1 protein-coding gene and 1 pseudogene are annotated in these 1151 nt (G+C 66.0%); one reads left to right on the top strand and one right to left on the bottom strand.

Annotation, left to right across the window (positions count from 1 at the left end; all coding sequences use genetic code 11):
• Positions 1-202: pseudogene (locus EOA75_RS33075) on the bottom strand (S-methyl-5-thioribose kinase); the annotation flags it as partial.
• A 137-nt stretch (positions 203-339) separates the two neighbouring features.
• Here EOA75_RS33075 and EOA75_RS33070 point away from each other — a divergent pair.
• A partial coding sequence (locus tag EOA75_RS33070) for an ATP-binding cassette domain-containing protein (protein ID WP_164747765.1) occupies positions 340-1151 on the top strand: 812 nt, incomplete at its 3' end.

Raw genomic sequence — 1151 nt, 5'->3', positions numbered from 1 at the left:
GGCGCACATAGCGCAGCGCCTGCTTGACCACCGCCGCGCCCTGGTCGCCCTCGACGATGAAAACGAGGTTCAGATTGCCGTCGCCGACCTCGCGTACTTTCCAGTGGCCGGCGTCCTTGCCAATGCGCTCGGTAAGCGCCGTGGTCTCGCCGAGCCGCTGCGGCAGCGTCTCCACCGACAATGCTTCGAACTTCCCGGTCATCCTCTCCCTCCTGCGCGTGGTGTCCCACGATAACGGAGCCACGGCGGCCGGGCCAAGCTAGGGAGGGCTCTGGCAATTGTCAATCGTGTTGACAATTGCCGAGTGAGCCCATAGCGTCATGGATCAGGGAGGAACGAATGGGCGCAGATGCCGTGTTCCGTGTGGACGGCCTGAGGAAATCCTTCGGCCAGAACGAGGTGCTTGGCGGCATCGCGCTGGATCTCTACGCGGGCGAGGTCACCGTGCTGATGGGCGCCAACGGCGCCGGCAAATCCACCCTGGTCAAGATCGTTAGCGGCGTCTGCGCGCGCGGCGGCGGCACGATGCGGCTCGCCGGCCAGGCCTTCGATCCCGGCTCGCCGGCAGAAGCGATCCGCGCCGGCGTCGTCACCGTTCATCAGAACATCAATGACGGCGTTGTCGCCGATCTCGACGTCGCCACCAACCTGACCCTCGACCGGCTGAGCGGCAAGGGTGCATCGCTGCTGTTCAAGCCCGCCAATGTCCGCGTCGAAGCCAGGGCCGTAGCCGACCGCATGGGGCTTACGCTCGATCTTAAGGCACGCGTCGCGGACCTCTCGCTCGCCGATCGTCAGATGGTCGCAATTGCCCGCGCCATGGCGCACCAGCCGAAAGTGCTGATCCTCGACGAGCCGACCTCCTCGCTGTCGAGCGCCGAGGCCGACCGGCTGTTTGCGCTGATCGACAGGCTGCGCGGGCAGGGTGTCGCGATCCTCTATATCTCGCATCGCATGTCCGACATCAGGCGCTTGGCAGACCGCATCGTCTCGATCCGTGACGGCGTCGTCTCCGGCGTGTTCGACCGGAAGCCGCTCGACTATGAGGGCGCGGTCAATGCCATGCTCGGCCGCAAGATCCTGCTCGACCGGGTCATTGCCAGAAGCTCGGCGCGCGCGGTCTTCACCGCCCAAGGCCTGCAGCTGGCGCC

The organism is Mesorhizobium sp. M1A.F.Ca.IN.022.07.1.1, from assembly GCF_003997575.1.
Classification (GTDB): Bacteria; Pseudomonadota; Alphaproteobacteria; order Rhizobiales; family Rhizobiaceae; genus Mesorhizobium.
This window is presented reverse-complemented; position numbering and strand designations above follow the sequence as displayed.